This window comes from Dyella amyloliquefaciens (assembly GCF_004296575.1).
Classification (GTDB): Bacteria; Pseudomonadota; Gammaproteobacteria; order Xanthomonadales; family Rhodanobacteraceae; genus Dyella; species Dyella amyloliquefaciens.
Map to the genome: position 1 here is coordinate 856434 of NZ_SAYT01000001.1, position 21100 is coordinate 877533.

A 21100-nucleotide genomic window follows, 5' to 3' on the forward strand; every position below is an offset into this window, starting at 1 on the left:
CTGTGTCGTTTAGCCATATTGCAATGCGGCATGCATCGTGTCGCGACGAGATGCTACCGTGGAATATAAATCGATCTAAATCGGGGGAAAACCGCGATCCGTGATTCTTGCCCGCGACGACCTGGGGCGCGCCGGCGGCTGTCCGGTGGCACCTGGCCGGATGGGCATGGCATGGCTCCGGATGACACCCGTCGGTGAGACGCCCGGGTGGCGTAGGTCCACCCGGTTGTCAGTAGGTTCTACAGCGTTATTGGACCGGTTCCTGGCGTGGTAGCCATGAATCCTGCAGCTGTGAGACAGGTATCCAGATGATCGTACCGAAGCACGCAGGCGAGACACGCAGCAAAGGGAAGTGCAGGCGCCGAACGCGCACGGGGCGATCGGGCTTCTTCACGAGGGCATGCCTGCTCCTGGCACTGATCCCCGCGCTGGCCTGGTCGGCGCCGCTCACCACGCTCACGCTCGACCAGGGCTGGCAATTCCGCCTTGCGCCGGGTGATGGCGCCGCGGCAACCCATCCCGAGGTCACCAAGTGGCTGCCGGCCAGCGTGCCGGGCACGGTGCAGACCGACCTGCTGGCCGCCCGCCAGGCGGCCGATCCGTTCTACCGCGACAACGAAGCGAAGATCCAATGGGTCGGCCTGGCGGATTGGCAGTACCGCACCACCTTCGAGGTCGATGCGGCCACGCTGGCGCGCGAGCACGTGGAACTGGTGCTGGACGGCCTGGATACCTATGCGGACGTCTTGTTGAACGGCAACAAGCTGGTCGCGGCCGACAACATGTTCCGCCGATGGCGCGTACCGGTGAAGAACGTGCTGCGCAAGGGCGAGAACAAGCTGGACGTGCGGCTGTACTCGCCGATCAAGCGCCTGCAGCCGTGGCTGCTCAAGCAGCCCTACGCGTTGCCCGGCGAGTTCGACTCGGCCTTTGGCGACGAACCCAAGGGCAAGCAGACGGCCAATTACGTGCGCAAGGCCAATTACCAGTACGGCTGGGATTGGGGCCCGCGCATCGTCACCGAGGGCATCTGGCAGGACGTGCACCTGGACAGCTGGGATGCGCTGCGCATCGCCGACTTCCACGTGGAGCAGAGCCAGGTCGATCGGGATGCGGCGCATGTCAGCGCCATGATCGACGTGGATGTCGATGCGAGCCAGCCGCTGACGGTCAACCTGGATGTGCTGGGACCCGACGGCGAAGCCGTGGCCCATCTCGCGCGGGAAGTGACGGTGGATCCCGGCAATCATCCGATCAGCCTGCCGCTGCGCATCGCCGATCCGCGGCTGTGGTATCCGACGGGTTACGGCGCGCAGGACATGTACACCTTCAAGGTCACCCTGCGTGACAGCGATGGCGTGCTGCATGGCGCCGAACGGTCGGTGGGCCTGCGTAGCGTCGAACTGCGCAGGCAGCCGGATCGCTGGGGCAGGAGCTTCGAGTTCGTCGTCAACGGCATCCCCGTGTTCGCCAAGGGCGCGAACCTGATCCCGTTCGACAGCTTTCCATCGCGTGACGCCGCGTTGCGCATGCACGACATAGTGGCGTCCGCCCGCGATGCCAACATGAACATGCTGCGCGTGTGGGGCGGCGGCTATTACCTGCCGGATCGCTTCTACGAGCTGGCCGACCGCTTCGGCATCATGGTCTGGCAGGACTTCATGTTCGGCGGCGCGATCCCGCCCAACGACACCGCCTACGTAGAGAACTCGCGCCAGGAAGCGATCGAACAGGTCAAGCGCTTGCGCAACCATCCCAGCATCGTGCTGTTGTGTGGCAACAACGAGGTGCAGACCGGTTGGGAGTCATGGCCGGATCGCGATGCGTTCGCCAAATCGCTGACCGGCAAGGAGCGCGACCTCATCGTCACCGGCATGGTGAACCTGTTCGGCAACGTGCTGCGCGACGTGGTGGCGCGTTACGACCACGACGTACCGTACTGGGCAAGCACGCCCAGTACCGACTACGAAGGCCCGGCGAACGTGCCCGACAATGGCGACATGCATTACTGGGACGTGTGGTCAGGGCAGGCGAAGCCGCTGACGGAGTACCTCAACGTCACGCCGCGCTTCCAGTCGGAATATGGCCTGCAGTCGTTCCCGGTGATGCGAACCATCCGCGCGTTCGCCGCGCCGGAGGACATGCAGGCCGAGTCGCCGGTCATGCGCGCCCACCAGAAGTACGACAACGGCAATGGCAATAAGCGCCTGCTGCTCTACATCGAGCGTAGCTACGGCACGCCGCGGGATTTCCCGTCCTTCGTCTACCTCAGCCAGGTGATGCAGGCGCAAGGCATCGAGTTGGCCGCCGAGCACCTGCGTGCATCGCGGCCTCAGTCGATGGGTTCGCTGTACTGGCAGATCAACGATGTCTGGCCCGGTGCGTCCTGGTCCAGCATCGACTACTACGGTCGCTGGAAGGCCCTGCAGTTCCATGCGCGGCGCTTCTATGCCCCCTTGCTGGTCGCTGCGCTGAGGCATGACGGCAATACCGCGGTGTCCGTGGTCTCCGATCAGCTGGCGTCGTTCAGTGGCCACCTGCGCGTGCAGCTGATGGATTTCAGCGGCAAGGTGCTCGATGAGCACAAGCGTGCGGTGAGCGTGCCTTCCCTGAGCAGCGTCCAGTCGGGCAACTACACGGATGCGCAATTGCTGCATGGCGCCGATCCGCTCGCGGCCTTCGCCGTGTTCGAGCTGACCGATGGCAACGGCGTCGCATCGCGCAGCCTGGTGTTCTTCGATGAGGCGAAGAACCTCAAGCTGCCGTCGCCGCATATCCGCACGAAGCTGGAGCCGTCGGTGGACGGCTACAAGCTCACCCTTTCCACCGATGCGCTGGCGCGCGACGTGTGGGTATCGTTCGGCGATATCGACACCGAGATGGACGACAACGCCTTCGACATCCTGCCGGGGCAGAGCGTCACGGTCGGCATCAAGAGCAAGGCCTCGCTCGACGACATGCTCCATGGGCTGCAGGTCCAGAACCTCGCAGGCGTGATGCAGGGAGACGCCGTGGTGGGCTCATCCATGGAACAACACGGAGCAAGACATGCCATCACGCCGTGATGTATTGAAATGGTTTGGCGCTGCCGCCGTCTCGGCGGCGACGCTGGACATCACGCCAGCACGCGCGTTGGCGGGCGGAACGTCGCCCTATGCGAGCCAGCGTCCGCCCGTGGGCAAGCGCAAGTTCGTCAGTCGCGCCGTCGAGCAGCAGCTGGCCGCGGTGAAGGCCGGCATCGCCGATCCCAAGCTCGCCTGGATGTTCGAGAACTGCTATCCGAACACGCTCGACACCACGGTGGAGCTGGGCACGCTCGACGGCAAGCCCGATACCTTCGTGATCACCGGTGACATCAACGCCATGTGGCTGCGCGATTCGTCGGCGCAGGTGTCGCCGTACCTGTCGCTGGCAAAGCAGGATCCCGCGCTGCAACGTTTGTTCCGTGGCCTGATCCGGCGGCAAGCGCGTTGCATCCGTATCGATCCTTATGCGAATGCGTTCATGCCCGACCCTCAAGCGCAGCCGCTGTCGTGGTCACTGCACGACGACACGGACATGAAACCCGGCGTGGGCGAGCGCAAGTGGGAAATCGACTCGCTGTGCTATCCGATCCGCCTCGCGCATGGTTACTGGCAGGCGACAGGGGACACCGAGCCGTTCGACGACGACTGGCGCGACGCGATGGCGCGCGTGCTCAAGACCTTCCGCGAGCAGCAGCGCAAGGACGGTCACGGGCCGTATCATTTCCAGCGTCCGTCCAAGATCCCCACCGATACCCTGATGCTGGACGGCTACGGCAATCCGGCGCGGCCGAACGGGATGATCCATTCCATGTTCCGGCCGTCCGACGACGCCTGCCTGTACCCGTTGTTCGTGCCCGCGAACCTGTTCGCCGTCACCAGCCTGCGCCAGCTGGCGCAGATGATCCGAGCGATCCATCGCGATGAATCGTTCGCCGCCGAGTGCACGGCGCTGGCCGACGAGGTGGAGCAGGCGGTGCATCGCGATGGCCGCATGCGCGACGAGAACGGCCAGGAACACTGGGCCTACGAGATCGACGGTTACGGCAATCGGGTCTTCATGGATGACGCCAACGCACCCAGCCTGCTGAGCCTGGCCTACCTGGGCTGCTGCGATCGCAAGGACCCCTTGTACCAGCGCACGCGCGAGCGCGTGTGGAGCACGCACAACCCCTACTTCTTCAAGGGTAGTGCCGCCGAAGGCATCGGCGGCCCGCATGAGGGCTTGCGCATGATCTGGCCGATGTCCCTGATGATGTACGCGCAGACCAGCGACGATCCCGCCCGCATCCGCCAGTGCCTGCGCTGGTTGCGCGACACCGATGCGAACACCGGCTTCATGCACGAAACCTTCGACCAGGATGATCCGACGCATTTCACGCGCGCCTGGTTCGCCTGGGCCAATACCTTGTTCGGCGAGCTGATCGTCGATCTTCATCGGACGCAACCGGCGCTGCTGCGCTGACCTGCTCTTCCATCGGCAACGTCAATTCCAGGAGTACCGTTCCACATGGTTTCCCGTCGACAATTCCTCCAAGGCGTGGGTGCGCTTGCGGTGCTCGGCAGCCCGCTGTCGTCGCTCGCGACGAGCGTGGCCAGCGCGGTCGCCGCGCAAAAGACGGCCGCAGGCGCTGGCGTCTTGGGTGCCCAGGGTGTTTCGTCCTATGTCGACGTGTTCGTCGGCACCGGTGGACACGGCCATACCTATCCCGGTGCGACGGTGCCTTACGGCATGGTGCAGCTGAGCCCGGATACCAACGATGCGGGCTGGGACGCGAGCTCGGGCTATCACCAGGGCGATGGCTCGATCATGGGCTTTTCGCATACGCATCTCAGCGGCACCGGTGCCAGCGACATGCTCGACGTGCTGGTCATGCCGGCACAGGGACCGGTGATGTTGCAGCCCGGTGAGCGCGGCCTGCCGGATGAGAATTACCAGTCGCGATTCGACGGCGTGACGGCGTCGCAGCGCCTGCCGGCGGACAGCAAGGGCGTGCCGGGCAAGGGCTATCGCTCACGCTACGACCAGGCGTCGGAACAGGCGCAGCCGGGCTACTACCGCGTGCATCTCACCGACCACAACATCCTGGCCGAGCTCACGGCGACCCCGCGCGTGGGCGTGCATCGTTACACCTTCCACGGCAAGGGCGACGGACACCTGCTGGTCGACCTCGCCCACGGATTCCACGACGGCGCGACGGTTCCGTGTGCGGTGACGGATGCGCAGCTGCGCGTGGTCGGCAACGACACCCTGGTAGGCGCGCGTCGCGTGCACCAATGGGCGAACGGCCGTTACCTGTACTTCGCGATGAAGCTGTCGCGTCCGTTCTCGAAAGCAACGCTCTACTCCGAAGACGTGGCGCTGGCGGAAGGCTCGAAGGAGGCCGATGGCACGCACCTGAAGGCCGCGTTGCACATCAAGCGCGCGTCGCACGCGCCGCTGCTGGTCAAGGTAGGCATCTCGGCGGTCGACATCGACGGTGCGCTGAAGAACCTCGAGGCGGAAGTGCCCGCATGGGACTTCGAGCTTGCGCAGCGCACCGCCGCCGAAGCATGGGAGCACGAGCTCAGCCGCATCCGTATCGAGTCCTCCTCGCAGCCGGTGCTGCGCGCGTTCTACAGCTCGCTGTACCACACCATGCTGGCGCCCACGCTGTTCGGCGACGTGGATGGCCGCTATCGCGGCATGGACCTCGCGGTTCATCAGTTGCCGAGCGGCCAGAACAACTACAGCACCTATTCGCTGTGGGACACCTACCGTGCGTTGCATCCCTTGCTCACGTTGTTCCAGCCCGATCGCGTACCCGACCTGGTCAACGGCCTGGTGCGCATGGCGGCGGAGAGCCCGCAGGGCCCGCCGGTATGGCCGCTGCAGGGCGTGGAGACCGGCTGCATGATCGGTTATCACTCTGCCGTGGTGCTCGCCGAAGCACAGGCGAAGGGCTTCAAGGGCATCGACTTCGAGCGCGCCTGGCCGATCTTCCGCCGTCGTGCGATGGAGGACGATTACCGTGGCCTGCCGTTCTACCGGCATCTTGGCTACATCCCCAGCGACAAGGAACCCGAGGCGGTCAGCAAGACGCTCGAATACGCCTACGACGACTGGGCGATGGCGCAGCTGGCCGAGGGTGCTGGCGCGAAGGGGGATGCCGCGGCGCTTCGCCAGCGATCGCGCAACTATCGCAACGTGTTCGACAAGAAGCTCAATTTCGTGCGTCCGCGCGACAGCGAAGGGCAGTGGCTGGAACCGTTCGATCCGCGCGGCATGGGTCACTCGAGCCAGTGGCGCGACTTTACCGAGTCCAACGCGTGGCAGGCGACCTTCCTCAACCAGCACGACCTGTACGCCTACATGGAGATGTTCGGCGGACAGCAGGTGTTCGAACGCAAGCTGGACGAGCTGTTCACCACGAGCTCGGACCTGCCCGCCGACGCGCCGCCGGATATCGCCGGCATGGTGGGCCAGTACGCGCATGGCAACGAGCCCAGCCATCACGTGGCCTACCTGTACGCGTACACCGGTTCGCACCACAAGACGCAGGCGCGCGTGCGCATGTTGCTGGAAACCATGTATCCGGCCGAACCCGATGGCCTCGCCGGCAACGAGGACTGCGGCCAGATGAGCGCGTGGTACGTGATGGGTGCGCTGGGCCTGTATGCCGTCGATCCGGTGAGCACCAACTACGTGTTCGGCAGTCCGCTGCTGGATCGCGCGGAGATCGCGCTGTCCGGTGATCGCAAGCTGGTGATCCAGGCCCATGGGAATGGACCGGGCCAGGCGTACATCCAGTCCGTGCAGTGGAACGGCAAGCCGTGGACGCGCAGCTGGATCAGCCATGCCGAACTCGCCGCCGGCGGCACGCTGGAGTTCCAGATGGGGGCCACGCCGAATACCAAGTTTGGTGCGGCCGCCGCCGACCGCCCGCCGGCGTTCGGCAAGCCGGCGACCGCCTAGGCCACCCAGGCCGAGGGTGTCAGGATGCGGCGAGGCCATGCCTCGCCGCAGAATGCGTTGCAGCGTGCACGGCGTCGTGGACGCTGCTAGATTTCAAACGATCTAAATCTGGTGCAGGGGTATCCGATGGCTCGTCTCCCATCCCGTTCGTGGCTTGCGACCATGCTCGCCTTGTCCCTGTTGCCGGGCCTCGGCGTCGCCGCGACAGCGGGCCATTCGGCCGAGGTCGACCCGCGCATCGGCACAGGTGGCGATGGCCACACGTTCCCTGGCGCCACGGTGCCGTTCGGCATGATCCAGCTGTCGCCCGACACGGCGATGCCGGACTTCAAGCATGCCTACAAGTGGGCCGCCGGCTACCAGTACGGCGACAGCAGCCTGCTGGGCTTCTCGCACACCCACTTCTCCGGTTCCGGCCATTCGGACCTGGGTGACGTGCTGGTGATGCCGATCGCCGGCGACGTGAAGCTGGAGCAGGGTGATCCGGCCCAGCCGGGCAGCGGGTACCGCTCGCGCTTCAGCCACAACACCGAGGTGGTGCAGGCCGGCTATTACGCGGTCACGCTCAGCGATTACGGCGTGCGCGCCGAGCTCACCGCCGGGCGCCGCATCGGCTGGCATCGCTACACCTTCCCGGCGGGCAAGCCGGCGCACCTCCTGCTCGACCTGCGTCCCAGCATCTACGACTACGCGGGCAAGGTGCTGTGGTCCAGCCTGCGCGTGCACGAGGACGGCACCGTCACCGGTTGCCGCACGACGCGCGGCTGGGCGCCGGGTCGCGAGCTGTGCTTCGCCATGCGCTTCTCGCAGCCGATGGCCTCGCGTGAGCTGTACAACCGCGAAGCCGACATCCTCTACAAGGGTTTCCCGGGCCCCGGCAACCAGCCGCTGGACCACGATGCGCAGAACGGGCGCGCCCTGGTCGGCGTGTTCGACTTCGGCCAGCTCAAGCAGCCGCTGGGCGTGAAGGTGGCGATCTCTTCGGTGAGCGAAGCCAACGCCGTCGCCAACCTCGATGCCGACGGGCAGGGCTGGGACTTCGATGCCCGTCGCGCCGAAGCGCGCGCCGACTGGGACAAGGCGCTGTCGGTGATCGACGTGGACGCGGACAAGGACCAGCGCGTCGGCTTCTACACCTCGCTCTACCACGCACTGTTGTCGCCGACGCTGAGCATGGACGTGAACGGCCAGTTCCGCGGTCCCGATGGCGCGGTGCATGAGGCCGTCGACAAGAACGGCAAATTCGAGTTCCACTCCACCTGGTCGCTGTGGGACGTGTATCGCGCGCAGCAGCCGCTGATGGTCCTGCTGATGCCCGAGCGCAGCACGGATTTCATCCGCTCGTTGATCGCCTCCCGCGAGACGAGCCCGTTCGGCATCCTGCCGGTGTGGGCGTACCAGGGCCTGGAGACGTGGTGCATGATCGGCTACCACGCGGTGCCGGTGATCGCCGATGCGTACGTCAAGGGCGTGCGCGGCTTCGATGCCGAGGCCGGGCTCAAGGCCATGGTGGCCAGCGCCACCTACGCCCCCTACGGTGACCTGGGCGACTACATGAAGCTCGGCTACGTGCCGATCGACAAGGAGCAGGAGGGCGCCTCCAAGACGCTCGAATACGCCTACGACGACTGGTCGCTGGCCCAGATGGCCAAGGCCATGGGCAAGCAGGACATCGCGGCCACCTTCGACAAGCGCGCCGGCAACTGGCGCAATGCCTACGACTCCAAGACGGGCTTCATGCGCGCGCGCAAGACCGACGGCACGTTCCGCGAGCCGTTCGATCCGGATGCCGCCGGCTATGGCACCGACTACACCGAAGGCAACGCCTGGCAGTACTCCTGGTACGTGCCGCAGGACGTGGCGGCCCTGGTGAAGGCGATGGGCGGCGACCAGCCCTTCGTCACCAAGCTGGACAGCGTGTTCGATGCCAAGGTGGACCCGGCCCGCTTCGCGCATGTCGAGGACATCACCGGCCTGATCGGCTGGTATGCCCACGGCAACGAACCCAGCCACCACCTGGCCTACCTGTACGACTACGCGGGTGCGCCCTGGCAGACCCAGAAGCGCCTCAAGCAGATCATGGACAGCCAGTACGCCACGCGACCGGACGGCCTGGCGGGCAACGACGACCTGGGCCAGATGTCGGCCTGGTACATCTTCAGCGCCCTGGGCTTCTACCCGGTGACGCCGGCCAGCGACGAGTACGCCATCGGCCGCCCGTTCGTGAAGCGGGCCACGCTGCACCTCACCAACGGCAAGACCTTCACGGTCAGTGCCTCGCCGCTGGACAACGCACATCCCTATGTCGGCAGCGTGACTCTCAACGGCAAGCCGCTGGACCGCGTGTTCCTCCGTCATGGCGAGATCCTGGCGGGCGGCGAGCTGCACTTCACCATGCAGGCCGAGCCGAACCACTCGTGGGGAACCCAGCCGGAAGCGAGGCCTTCGTCGATGAGCACGGCGGCGCCTCGCTAAAAGGTGTCCCCTACTAAAGGCGGAGCAAAAAGCTTGCGGAGATGGTGGCAATCGTCCGGGTGATTCTGCAAACATGCCCCACATGTTGCGCTCATCCTGGAAACTGGCGTCGACACTCCGCCCGGCCCTGAAGGACCGCATGGCGCTGCGCTGGCGCCTTGGCGGTCTGCTGGCCGCGGTGCTGGTGATCGTGGCCTTGCCCTACATGGTCACCCGCAGCGGTTCCAGCGAAGCCATCGAGGCCAACGAGCGCGTCACCCATTCGTCCGAGGTGAAATCGCTGACCTACCGGATCGCGTATGTGACACGCGACGGCGAGGCCTCGATCTACCGCCTGCTCCACGGTGACGTCGACCCGCAGGTTCGCCTGCGCGCCGAGCGCGCCAGCCACGAGGTGCCGGGCCTGCTGGCCCAGCTGCGCGAGATGACGCGCGACAGCCCCGACCAGCAGGCGCTGATCGGCTCGCTCAGTTCGGTGGTCAACGGCCGCATGGCGCTCACCGGTCAGGCGATCCTGCGCCACGAGCGCGGTGACGACACCGGCGCTGCCGAGGCCATGCGTGACTCCGGCACGCTGTTCAAGATGGACGATCTCATCGACGGGATCGTGCGCAACGAGAACAACACCCTGCTCGAGCGACGCGAGGAAGCACAGCGCGAATCGTTCAACAGCAGCCTGGCCCTGAGCATCACGGCGATCGCGCAGGTCCTGCTGCTGGCCATCGTGGTGATCGTCTCCGAACGACAGATCAGTCGTCGCCTGCGCGCCGAAGAGCGCGAAGGGCAGGCGGTGCAGCGCTCGCAACTCATCGTGCAGGCGGTACGCGAACCGATCGCGTTGCTCGATACCAGCCTGGGCACGCTGCTGGTGAATGCCGCGTTCGGCGAGCTGTACGGTCTGCCGCCCGACTTCCGCCAGACCATGCCGTTGACCGAGATTGGCGACGGCGCCTGGACCGACAGCGCACTGCTGCAGCGACTCAACGACGTGCTGCTGCTGGACCGCGAACTGTGGGACTACGAACTGATCCAGCGCACCGTGGACGGCGTGGATCGCCACGTGGTGATCAATGCGCGCCGCCTGGAGCAGGACGACAGCGGCGATCCGGTACTGCTGCTGACCCTGAGCGACGTCACCGCGCGTGCACTGGTCGAGCAGCAGGTGAAGGAGCTCAATCGCCAGCTCGAGGGCAAGATCGAGCAGGTCTCGGACGTCAACCGCGAGCTGGAGGCCTTCAGTTATTCGGTGTCGCACGACCTGCGCGCGCCACTGCGTCACATCAGCGGCTTCGCCGGCAAGCTGCAGCAGCATCTGGGCGAAGCGGCGGACGAACGCACGCGTCACTACATCGAAGTGATCAACGACGCCGCGCGCCGCATGGCGTTGCTGATCGAAGACCTGCTGGTGTTCTCGCGCCTGGGTCGCGGCGCCCTGCGCCTGCAGCCGGTGGACATGCAATCGCTGGCGGACGAGGCGCGTGCACTGGCGGAGACCGATGCGCACGGCCGCCACATCGTGTGGTCGATCGCGCCGCTGCCGATCGTCATCGGCGACGAGAACATGCTGCGCACGGTATGGCAGAACCTGCTGGGCAATGCGGTGAAGTACACCGGCAAGCGCGAAGTGGCGCGTATCGATGTGGACGTGCAGCGCAATCGCGACGGCAGCTACGAGTTCACCGTCAGCGATAACGGCGCAGGTTTCGACATGCAGTATGCTGGCAAACTGTTCGGCGTGTTCCAGCGACTGCATCGTGCCTCGGAGTTCCCCGGCAACGGCATCGGCCTGGCCAACGTACGACGCATCGTGACGCGCCACGCCGGGCGCGTGTGGGCTGACGCGCAACCTGGCGTGGGGGCCCGTTTCCACTTCACTCTGCCTTCGTCCGACCTGGCAGAGAGCTTTGCGCAGAGGCGGCTATGAACCAGCGCGACATACGCACCATCCTGCTCGTCGAGGACAGTCTCGCGGACGCTGAAATGGCCATGGACGCCCTGGCGGGCGCGAACCTCGCCAATCCTGTGGTGCACCTCGAAGACGGGGTGGATTGCCTGGACTATCTTTACTGCCGTGGCGAATGGGCCGGTCGCGATCCGGTGGATCCCGCGGTGGTGCTGCTGGACATCAAGATGCCGCGCATGGGTGGCCTGGAAGTGCTCACGCAGCTGCGCTCCGATGAGCATTTCCGGCGCGTGCCTGTGGTGATCCTGTCGTCGTCGCGCGAGGAAAGCGACCTGGCGCGCAGCTGGGACATCGGCGCGAACGCGTATGTGATCAAGCCCGTCGACGTCGACCAGTTCTTCGACGCGGTGCGTACGCTGGGCCAGTTCTGGGCCGTGCTCAACCAGTCACCCGAGGCGTCCTGAACAGACGCGGAGAGCAAGGCCCGACGGAGTCGCACATGGTGGAGAGGCAACACTGGGGCCTACCCAGAATCCGGATCCTGCAGATCGAGGACAGCCAGCTCGATGCCGAACTGGTGCTGTCGGAGCTGGATGCCGATGCGATCGATTACGACGTGCACCTCGTGGACGAGGAACGCGCCTATGTCGAGGCACTGGACGACTTCCATCCGCACATCGTGCTGTCCGACCTCAGCATGCCCGGTTTCTCCGGGCAGCGCGCGCTGGATATCCTGCGCGAGCGCGACCAGGATCTCCCCTTCATCTTCGTCTCGGCCACGCTGGGCGAGGAAGCCGCCATCGAGGCACTGCGCAACGGCGCCACCGACTACATCCTCAAGCAGAACCCGGCGCGCCTTGCCTCGGCAGTGCGCCGCGCGCTGCGCGAGGCCGAGGCGCAGCGAGCGCGTCGCCGCGCCGAAACCGAGCTGATCCGCGCGCAGCGTTTCGAGAGCCTGGCCATGCTGGCGGGCGGCCTCAGCCACGACCTGCGCAACCTGCTGCAACCCCTGCTGCTGGCCGGCGACAGCCTGCAGGATTACCAGGAAGACCCGCGCCTTGCGCGCCTGGGACGCCTCGTGCGCGATTGCGGCAAGCGTGGTTTGGACATGGTGCAGTCCATGCTGTCCTTCGCGCGCGGTGCACGGCGCGCAGAACAGGTGCGCGTGGGCGCACTGCTGGATGCGCTCAACTTGCTGCTCCAGGGCAGCGTGCCCCGTGGTGTCATGCTGGGGATGGGGGCGGACGATCCCGACCTCACCTTCGACGGCAACCACACCGAACTGCAGCAGTGCCTGCTCAACCTGAGCTTGAACGCCATCCAGGCGATGCCGTCCGGCGGCAACCTGGATATACGTACGGGGGTGGTCACCTTGCCCTCGGCATTTTTCGTTGCGGACGAAGATGCGCGCGAAGGCAACTACCTGTGCCTGACCGTGGCCGATACGGGCACGGGCATGGATGAAGAAGCCATGCAGCACATGTTCGAACCGTTCTACACCACCAAGGAAAGCGGCACCGGCCTGGGCCTGATTTCCTGTCGCCGCATCGTCACCGCGCACGGCGGCGTGATGCGCGTTGAGAGCCGGCCGGGGCAGGGCACCTCTTTCCATCTCTACATCCCGCTGGTGGAACTGCCGTTGGAGCTCGAGCTGGAGGAAGAGGCGGACCTGCAGGGCGAGGCCGAACGCGTGCTGGTGGTGGTGGAAGAGGCCGGCCAGCTGTCGCTGCTGGTCGATACGCTCGACTCGTGGGGTTACCAGGCGCACGCCAGCCAGAGCGGTACCGCCGCGCTGCAGTGGATCGAGGCGCAGGGTGTGCCGGATCTGGTGGTGCTGGACGCCGACATGAATCTGTTTACCGGCGTGCGAACCTTGGCCGCCTTGTTCGAGCATGGCTATCGCGGCGCGGTGATCCTGTTGGCGCGGCCCGATGCGCCGCCGGACATGGACGAGCTGCCTGTGATGGAACACCTGTTTCTGGTCGACAAGCCGATCTCGACGCAGAAGCTGTTGCGTACCGTGCGGGAGGCGCTGGAGGCCAGCGCCTCCGTACTCCCCGAAGGCCCGCCGTTGTAGGGGAGCACACTTCGTGCGTGACGGGCCCCAGGCTCCGGCTATGGTTGTGCGAGCTTTAGCTCCCTCTCCCTTCGGGAGAGGGTTGGGGTGAGGGTGCGGGTCTCGCCCCAGGCCGGCAACGTAGTAGGGGTAGAACCTCGGCTTCTGGTTGATGCCATACCGCCAGCTTGCCGCTAACGCAGCGGGCGTTTCGATCTCCTGCCGGAGCTCGAGTCACTTTTCTTTTGCTGGTCCAAAAGAAAAGTAACCCAAAGAAAATGACCTGAAGAGCTGGCAGCGGAATGCAGGAAAAGGCCTTAAAGGGTTCGGAGCCCTGATTGCGACCGCCTCCGCCGCTAGCAAGCGGCTACACCGCCACGCGCCGTGGCGCTGAGGACTTAAAGCCGCGCCCGCTCCGCTCCCTCTCCCCTCCGGGGAGAGGGCTGGGGTGAGGGGACAATCTCGCGAGAGACTTCCAAGGTCGCCCCACACAGGCTTTAGCCCCTCAGCACTTCGGCGCGCGGCGGTGTAGCCGTTCCCTACGAGGTAGCACGTCTCTGATTCGACTTGCCCCGGTCACCCGACGCTCCTATCCCGCATGTCGCTCAGAGCTCTTGAGGCCATTTTCTTTGGGTTACTTTTCTATTGGGCCAACAAAAGAAAAGTGACTCGGCGGCCGGCAGGACATCGAAACGCCCGCCGCGTCCCACAGGGACTAGCTTTGCGTCGTAGGCGGCACCCTGGCAGAAACACGGCAACCGAAGGCCAAAGTCGCTAGATGACTCGCTACGCTCGCCCCTTCGGGGCCGCCCTACGCGCTTGTCCTGACTTCGCGGGAATGACGAATAGGAAAGACCGAGGCGAAAGGCCTCGCGCACAGGGTGCGCTCCTACAACGGATTCGGTTGAGCCTTGCCCAGATACAAAAAAGGCCGGATCCAATCCGGCCTTTCCTGTTCAGTCGATACCCAATTTCTTGAGCTTGTACCGCAACGCGCGGAACGTAATGCCCAGCTTCTTGGCCGCCGCGGTCTTGTTGTAGCGCGACTCTTCCAGCGCCTTGATGATGGCCGTGCGCTCGAGGTTGCTGATGTAGTCGTCGAGCCCGCCATTGGCGGAAGGTGCCGCGGCCGGTATGGGGGCAGGCGCTGATGCCATGGCGCCGGTCATCGGCGCCACTGCTTCCTGCGCGCGCGGCGTGCGTTGGGGCAGCATCAGGTCGGTCACGTCGATCTGGTCGCCATCGCACATGGCCATGGCGCGCTCGAGGATGTTCTCCAGCTCGCGCACGTTGCCCGGGAAGTCGTATGCCTCCAGTGCCTGCTGGGCGGCAGGAAGCAAGCGACCCGGCGCGCCGCCGCTCTTGTTGGCGAGCTGGCGCAGCACGAAGTTGGCGAGCAACGGCACGTCACCGCGGCGCTCGCGCAGTGGCGGCACGCGCAGTTCGATCACGTTGATGCGGTAGAACAGGTCCTGGCGGAACTGACCCTGGTCCACCAATCCGGCGAGATCCTTGTGGGTGGCCGAGAGGATGCGCACGTCCACCGGCACTTCCTCGCGGGCGCCGATCGGGCGCACGGCCTTTTCCTGGATCGCGCGCAGCAGCTTCACCTGCATGTGCAGGGGCAGCTCGGCCACTTCGTCGAGGAACAGCGTGCCGCCATGGGCGGCCTGGAACAGGCCTTCCTTGTCGCCCACCGCGCCGGTGAAGCTGCCCTTGCGGTGACCGAAGAACTCGCTTTCCATCAGCTCGGACGGGATCGCGCCGCAGTTCACCGGCACGAACGGACCGCTGGCTCGCGGGCCCTGCTCGTGGATGAGGCGGGCCACCAGTTCCTTGCCCACGCCGGATTCGCCGGCGATATACACCGGCGCCTGGTTGCGGGCGAGCTTGGTGATGGTGCCGCGCACCTGCTGCATGGCGGTCGATTCGCCGATCAGGCGCTCGTTGCCGTTTGGCTTGGCGGCGGCCTGGCCGTTGCGCTTTTCCTCGGCCAGTCGCAGCGCGGTGCGCACCAGGCGGCGCAGCATCTGGATGTCGACGGGTTTGGAAACGAAGTCGAAGGCGCCGGCTTTCAGCGCGCTCACCGCGGCATCGACGTTGCCGTAGGCGGTGATCATGGCGACCGGCGTGTCCGGGTGGTCGGCGGCGATCACCTCGACCACTTCATGGCCGGTGCCATCGGGCAGGCGCATGTCCGTGAAGCACAGATCGTAGTGCCGTTCGGCGAGGGCGCGTCGCGCCTCCGTGACCGTGCCTACGGCATCGACCAAGAGGTCCATGCGCCCGAGCGTGATGGTAAGGAGTTCGCGGATGTCGCGTTCGTCATCGACGACCAATACGGTCTGTTGGCTCATGTCGTCTCGATGGATTGATACCGGGCGTAGGATACCCGCCCACCCTCTCGTGGGGCAAAGGTTGACCTGTCGCAGCGGCTTATTTCTGGCCCAGGTACCGGTCGAAGAATTTCACGATGACCTCGTAGGCCTCCCTGGACTCCGGGATCTCCGGGTCGGAGAAGAACGAGTGCCACATGCCGTCCCAGACGTGCAGCTCGGTCTGGACGCCGGCCCGGACCAGCAGGGTCTGGCTCTGGACCACCGAACTCATGGCCATGTCGCGGGTGCCGGTGATCAGCAGGGTGGGCGGGAACTGGGCCAGCAGGGCCGGCGACTGGCCCGGGAACACCATCGGGTCCGTGAGGCTGGCGCCCTTGAAGTAGGGCAGGTCGTTCAGTCGCAGCGGGTGCTCGGGCACGGCTTGGCCGTTGAGCAGCGGAGCGACGTAGACCGAGTCGCCCTCCATATTCACCAGCGAGCCACAGAACGTGCCGATGGCGCCGGGCACGGGCAGCTTGCGGTCGATCAGCCGGGCCACCGCCTCGCCGGTCAGCACGCCGCCGGCAGAGCAGCCGTAGATGCCGATGTTGGCGGGCTTGTACTGCTTCAGCAGGGCTCGGTAGACCGCCTCCACGTCCTCGCTGGCGGCGGGGAACACCCGTTCCGGACCTTGGCGGTAGTCGACGCTGATCACCTTGATGTGGCCCAGGCTGGCGATCGGGATCGATTCCACCAGGCCCCCGCTGTGCGCGCCCCACAGGAAGGCGCCGCCGTGCAGGTTGATCAGCACGCGGTCGCGGTTCTGCGCCGAGATGCCGTCGGCCGGTTCGACCACGTCGGTGCCGACGCCGCCGATGGATGCCTTGTGCGTCTTCACCGCATAGAGCTTTTCCATACGGGCGGCGCGATCGCTGTTCATGCGGTCGTAGAACGCGCGGCTCTGCTCGATCGGGCCGGTGATGGGCGGCGCCTTGCTGCCGGCGGCGAGCATCTTCGGGAAAAAGGCACGCGCCTCTGGAGACGCAAAGCCGGAATAGGGCACCGCGATGCTGCCAGCGTGGATGCCGGCATCCGCGCCCACCGTCGGCTGGTCCGGCTGCTGCGCCAGGGCGGCCAGTGGAAGCGTGAGGCACAGCGCCATGCAGGGCTTCAGCCAACGGGACCGCTTCATGGCAGCTTCTCCGGTGGTGCTGTCTCGGCAGGCTTGTTGACGGGCTGCGTAGCCGCGCCGCTGATCACCTGCTGCATCATCAGGTACACGCCATTGGTCCAGCCAAAGCCAACCACGTTCTCGCTGTAGCCGGCACTCACTTTCACGTCGGCGTTGCCGAGCACCATGTTGTATTTCTCGCGGATGGTGCCGTCGTCGGCCAGGCCCTGGTCCACGGTGGTGGTGAACTTGCCGGCGATGCGTTTGGCATCGTCGTGGAAGCCATAGGCGTCGAGGCCCGCCACGGCCAGCCAGTTGGTCGGCGCCCAGCCGAACGGGGCGCCCCACTGCACACCCTCCGCGCGGTTATCCATGCTCAGGCCGCCCTTGCGCTCGAAGATCGACAGCTTGCCGCGCACCTCGGCAGCCTGCTGCGCCGTGGCCGTGCCCGCCCACAGTGGGTAGAACGTGGTGACGTAGGGGTAAGGCGAAGGCTTGCCGGCCACGAAGTCGTAGTCGCGATACATGCCGGCATCCTCGCGCCACAGATAGCGGTCCATCGCCTCGCGGCGTGCCTCGGCGGCCCGTGCCCAGCGGTCGGCATCGCCGGCCTTGCCCAGTTGCAGGGCGAGGGCGCGCAGGTCGAGCTCGTAGCGGTAGAGCAGGCTGTTGAGGCTGACATCGGCGTAGTGATGGGTCGAGCCACCGAACGGTCCGAAATGCGCGTTGGTGTCGAAGCCCGATTCGCGCATGGCGCGATCGCCGTGGTAGTAGTCGGCGGTGAGGCGATAGCCGTCCACCCACGCGCCTTCACAGACCTTCGAGGCGCGCACGTCGCAGCTGCTGTCCTTGAGCCTGGCGGCTTCGGCGTCGTCAGGATGCTCGGAAGCCTTGAGCAGGTAACCGGGATCCTGCGACGAATGAGCACGCAGCCAGCGGATCACGCCCTTGTAGTACTCGCTGTCCTTCGCCTCCAGCACGGGGCCGCTGCCGAGGTCGTAATAGCGCGCGAGACCGGTATCGCCGGCGCGATGCTCCGGGCGCGTCCATATCTCGTAGTTGCGCACGGCCAGCGGGTAGGCCTGTGTCAGCCATTGCAGCCGCGCATCGGCATTCGGGAATGCTTTGGGATCACCGAGTACGGCGACCATCATCTGGGTGAGGAACGGCGGCTGCGAGCGACTGAGGTAATAGGTGCGATTGGCATTGAGTACGCCGCCGTAGTGCTCCACCTCGAACAGGGCGTTGTCGACCATGTTCTTCGCCATGTCGATGCGATGGTCGGCCACCAGGCCCAGCAGGATGAAGTAACTGTCCCAGCCGTACATCTCGTTGAAGAAGCCGCCTGGCACCACGTACGGATGGGGCAGGTAGAGCAGGCCTTGCTGGGGCAGCGCGTTGGTGTCGATGTCGCCGAGCTGTTGCACCTTGTGCGGCAGCGGGCGCACGTCCACGCCGCAGCGCTTGCCTACTTCCGCCACCTCCGATGGCACCGGCATGTCGGCAGGCACGTACAGCACCGGATGACTGTCGACCTTGGTGTCAGTGAGTGCCGCGCAGTCCTCCTGCGAGCGTGTCAGCGTGGTCCAGGCGTGGTCGATGTAGGCACGCGTCCTGGCCGGGTCGGGCGTGGCCGCCATCGACGCCACCGCAAAGGTGCTGGCAAGGGCGAGCGCGACGACACGAAGCCCGATACGGCAAGAATGCTGCGGCGCCAACGTGTCTGGGCGAAGGGACGAGCTGTGTGGGCCGGTCATGGCTGCTCCCTGGTCGTGGCGTGAGGATCGGAAGTCGGTGTATCGGCGCTGCGACGGATCAGGCGCGGCTGCCCCTGACCGTCCCGGTCCACCGTGATGTCGCGTCGCTGCCCCCGGAACATGATGTGCTTCAACGTCATCGAGCGCCAATGATCGGGCAGCATTGGTGCATAAGCCGTCACCAGGCCCTCGTCGCGGATGCGCAGGCCGCTGAAGCCGTAGAGGATGTTCTGCAGCAGGCCGCCGCTGGCGGTCATGAAGTAGCCGGTGTTGTTGGTGGCCGTTTCGGTGCGCACGTTGAACGGCGGCTTGAGCACGTTGGCAGTGATGTTGCGCGTATACCAGTCACTGGCCGCCGCGGCGTCGCCGGCCGTGGCCGCGGCGATCGATAGCGGCATCAGGCCCATGCTGTTGGGGTCGCGGCTGGAGCGGGTGATAGGCGCGATCGAATAGTCGTAGTTGCGTCGCCGCGTCTGCGCATCCATCGGCAGGTCCAGCGACGGGTTGCTCAGCATCGGCAGCGAACTGCCGCCCCACGAGTCGATGTCGTGTGGCACCGAGGCGTCGAAGTCGAGGTGATGGCCCTCCTTCTCGTCGAACGGCAGCACCAGTCCATCGGCCACCTTGGCCCACTGGGGATCGGGCGTTTCGCCCATCAGGCTCGCCGCCTGCGTAGCGATGCGCAGCACCTTCTGTGCGGCGGCGTTGGTGAAGGTGTCGTTCGGGACGTCGGCGTAGTCCTCATCCACCGACGTGACGTGCTGGATCTCGTAATGCTGCGTGGCTTGCACGTAGGTGGCGCGGCTGGCCCAGAAATCGGCGACGGCGCGGATCACCGGCCAGCCGTGCTGCTTCAGCCAGCCGCGATCCTGCGTGGCCAGGTAGTACTGCCATTGCGCGATGGCGACATCGGCGTTGACGTGGATCTCGCGTTCGTCCAGCACCCAGGCGAAATGTGGCGTCTGCGAGCTGCCATTGTCGGGGTCGGCCTCCCACGGGTACATCGCGCCGCGCAGGCCGCGTCCCTTCGCGCGCTTCTGAGCGGCGGGCAATGTCTCGCTGCGGAACATCACCAGCGACTTCGCGCGTTCGGGATGAAGCAACAGCAGTGCGGGAAACACCCAGGTATCGCTGTCCCAGAACACATGGCCGGTGTAGCCGGGCGTCATGCCGCAGGCGCCGATCGGCCACGCGGTATCCGGCGCGGCGTTGGACAGCAGGTAGTAAAGATCCGAGTGGACGATCTGCTGCGACTTGGGGTCGCCATCGATCACGATGTCGGACTTCCACAACGCATGCCACGCATCGCGATGTTGTTGGAGCATCGCATCGAAGCCGGCCTTGCGTGCGTCGATGGCCAGCGCCAGGTCCTGCTTCGCATCGCCGCCCCAGCGTTCACGCGAGGCGGCGACGAACTTGGTGAAGGCGTAAGTCTTGCCCTTCTTCACCATCGCGCGCAGCTCAAGCGAGAGTTTGTAGTCGGTGTGGTGAAGCTTCACGTCGCTCGGCTGCATGCCCGCCGGCAGCGCGATCGCCACGGCCTCGGCCATGGCGTGGCCTTGCTCAGCCCTGCCGTCCAGCCACAACGTCAGCGCCCTGGTGTCGCCATCGGCCGCCAGTACATGCGTATCCCCGTGATACCAGAGCGGCGCACGGTCCGGCACATCGGGAGGTATCGCCTTGAGCTTCAGGTTATGCGCGGCGACGGTTTCCTGCATCTGCGGCCCGTCGATCTCGCCGAGGGCGAAGCGCGGCTGATGCGGCGCCCACAGGTCTAGCGCGAAGGAGAGCTGCGCCTCGCCATCGAAGTCCGGCGTGATGGTGAACCGGCTGGCGGCCAGGTGCGGCGATGCCTGGCTGACCAGAGACACCACCTCGATGTCCGTGCTCTTGCGACCGTCGACATAGCGATAGCGGGTGGTGAGCGTGCCATCGTGCATGTCCAGCACTTGGCGGTAGTCGCGAAAGCGAGCGCCGTCCATGTCCACCTGGTTAAGCCAGAACTGGCCGGCGTGGGACGGGCCCGTGCTGTAGTCGATGCCGGTCCAGCCAGGAATCGCGGCGGGACGCGACACGTCGCCCTTTGCGTAGTCCATGAAACCGATCATGTACGACAGGTTGCCTTCGGTCCCGCGCGGAGAGGTGAGCGTGGAAAAGAAACCATTGCCGAGCTGGCCGGGAAAGTAGTTGGCGAGATCCTTCTCCGTCGCAGTGAGCAGAAAGCTCGCGTCGGTGGCGTGGCATCCGCCGGCCATCAGAAGTCCGCCGATGAGGGCGGTCACGAAGCTTGGCAGATGGCGTCGATGCATCGTTGGCTATCCTGGGTTAGGAGGCAGAAACATGGATCTTCCGCCGCGACGAACCACGGTGAGCTGCGGTCAGGTTCGCCTCATCGCCATTGCCGCGCCGCGTGGCGAGGCCGGGCGCTGAGGCAGGGCTAAG

At 65.7% G+C, this 21100-nt stretch carries 11 protein-coding genes; 7 read left to right on the top strand and 4 right to left on the bottom strand.

Annotation, left to right across the window (positions count from 1 at the left end; translation table 11 throughout):
* Positions 1–308 precede the first annotated feature (308 nt).
* The 7 genes from EPB08_RS03520 to EPB08_RS03550 all read left to right on the top strand — a co-directional run bounded on the left by EPB08_RS03520 (position 309) and on the right by EPB08_RS03550 (position 13433).
* Positions 309–3065, top strand: coding sequence for a beta-mannosidase (locus EPB08_RS03520; RefSeq protein WP_130617656.1), 2757 nt, complete (start codon positions 309–311; stop codon positions 3063–3065).
* The gene (locus EPB08_RS03525; RefSeq protein WP_130617657.1) at positions 3049–4488 is read left to right on the top strand and encodes a glycoside hydrolase family 125 protein; all 1440 of its coding nucleotides are present in this window, start codon (positions 3049–3051) and stop codon (positions 4486–4488) included. Before EPB08_RS03520 ends, EPB08_RS03525 begins: the two co-directional genes overlap by 17 nt.
* A 45-nt stretch (positions 4489–4533) precedes the next feature.
* On the top strand, positions 4534–6978 hold the full coding sequence (locus tag EPB08_RS03530; RefSeq protein WP_130617658.1) for a GH92 family glycosyl hydrolase: 2445 nt from the start codon (positions 4534–4536) through the stop codon (positions 6976–6978).
* A gap of 162 nt (positions 6979–7140) precedes the next feature.
* Entirely contained in the window at positions 7141–9453 is a 2313-nt protein-coding gene (locus tag EPB08_RS03535; protein WP_130617659.1) for a GH92 family glycosyl hydrolase, read from the top strand.
* 139 nt (positions 9454–9592) lie between these two features.
* Positions 9593–11377 (top strand): sensor histidine kinase, encoded by a 1785-nt coding sequence (locus tag EPB08_RS03540; RefSeq protein ID WP_165418394.1) that lies wholly within the window; start codon positions 9593–9595, stop codon positions 11375–11377.
* Positions 11374–11820 carry a response regulator gene (locus EPB08_RS03545; RefSeq protein WP_130617660.1) on the top strand — a complete coding sequence of 149 codons (447 nt, stop codon included), beginning with the start codon at positions 11374–11376 and terminating at the stop codon, positions 11818–11820. The genes EPB08_RS03540 and EPB08_RS03545 overlap by 4 nt, the downstream gene beginning before the upstream one ends.
* A gap of 35 nt (positions 11821–11855) precedes the next feature.
* The gene (locus EPB08_RS03550; protein WP_130617661.1) at positions 11856–13433 is read left to right on the top strand and encodes a response regulator; all 1578 of its coding nucleotides are present in this window, start codon (positions 11856–11858) and stop codon (positions 13431–13433) included.
* A gap of 935 nt (positions 13434–14368) precedes the next feature.
* Here the strand turns inward: EPB08_RS03550 and EPB08_RS03555 are convergent.
* From EPB08_RS03555 to EPB08_RS03570, 4 genes are all read right to left on the bottom strand, one after another.
* On the bottom strand, positions 14369–15769 hold the full coding sequence (locus EPB08_RS03555; RefSeq protein ID WP_130617662.1) for a sigma-54-dependent transcriptional regulator: 1401 nt from the start codon (positions 15767–15769) through the stop codon (positions 14369–14371).
* A 79-nt stretch (positions 15770–15848) separates the two neighbouring features.
* Positions 15849–16922: an alpha/beta hydrolase gene (locus EPB08_RS03560; protein ID WP_229238194.1), complete on the bottom strand. Its 1074-nt coding sequence runs from the start codon at positions 16920–16922 to the stop codon at positions 15849–15851.
* Positions 16919–18658, bottom strand: a complete 1740-nt coding sequence (locus EPB08_RS03565; RefSeq protein ID WP_130617663.1) for a trehalase family glycosidase — start codon at positions 18656–18658, stop codon at positions 16919–16921. The genes EPB08_RS03560 and EPB08_RS03565 overlap by 4 nt, the downstream gene beginning before the upstream one ends.
* On the bottom strand, positions 18655–20967 hold the full coding sequence (locus tag EPB08_RS03570) for a glycosyl hydrolase family 65 domain-containing protein (RefSeq protein ID WP_229238195.1): 2313 nt from the start codon (positions 20965–20967) through the stop codon (positions 18655–18657). Before EPB08_RS03570 ends, EPB08_RS03565 begins: the two co-directional genes overlap by 4 nt.
* Between the last annotated feature and the right edge of the window lie 133 nt (positions 20968–21100).

Bases quoted from the DNA above. Each gene is read 5' to 3' on its own strand.
- EPB08_RS03520 (WP_130617656.1), top strand. From the start codon at position 309: ATGATCGTACCGAAGCACGCAGGCGAGACACGCAGCAAAGGGAAGTGC.
- EPB08_RS03525 (WP_130617657.1), top strand. From the start codon at position 3,049: ATGCCATCACGCCGTGATGTATTGAAATGGTTTGGCGCTGCCGCCGTC.
- EPB08_RS03530 (WP_130617658.1), top strand. From the start codon at position 4,534: ATGGTTTCCCGTCGACAATTCCTCCAAGGCGTGGGTGCGCTTGCGGTG.
- EPB08_RS03535 (WP_130617659.1), top strand. From the start codon at position 7,141: ATGCTCGCCTTGTCCCTGTTGCCGGGCCTCGGCGTCGCCGCGACAGCG.
- EPB08_RS03540 (WP_165418394.1), top strand. From the start codon at position 9,593: ATGGCGCTGCGCTGGCGCCTTGGCGGTCTGCTGGCCGCGGTGCTGGTG.
- EPB08_RS03545 (WP_130617660.1), top strand. From the start codon at position 11,374: ATGAACCAGCGCGACATACGCACCATCCTGCTCGTCGAGGACAGTCTC.
- EPB08_RS03550 (WP_130617661.1), top strand. From the start codon at position 11,856: ATGGTGGAGAGGCAACACTGGGGCCTACCCAGAATCCGGATCCTGCAG.
- EPB08_RS03555 (WP_130617662.1), bottom strand. From the start codon at position 15,769: ATGAGCCAACAGACCGTATTGGTCGTCGATGACGAACGCGACATCCGC.
- EPB08_RS03560 (WP_229238194.1), bottom strand. From the start codon at position 16,922: ATGAAGCGGTCCCGTTGGCTGAAGCCCTGCATGGCGCTGTGCCTCACG.
- EPB08_RS03565 (WP_130617663.1), bottom strand. From the start codon at position 18,658: ATGACCGGCCCACACAGCTCGTCCCTTCGCCCAGACACGTTGGCGCCG.
- EPB08_RS03570 (WP_229238195.1), bottom strand. From the start codon at position 20,967: ATGCATCGACGCCATCTGCCAAGCTTCGTGACCGCCCTCATCGGCGGA.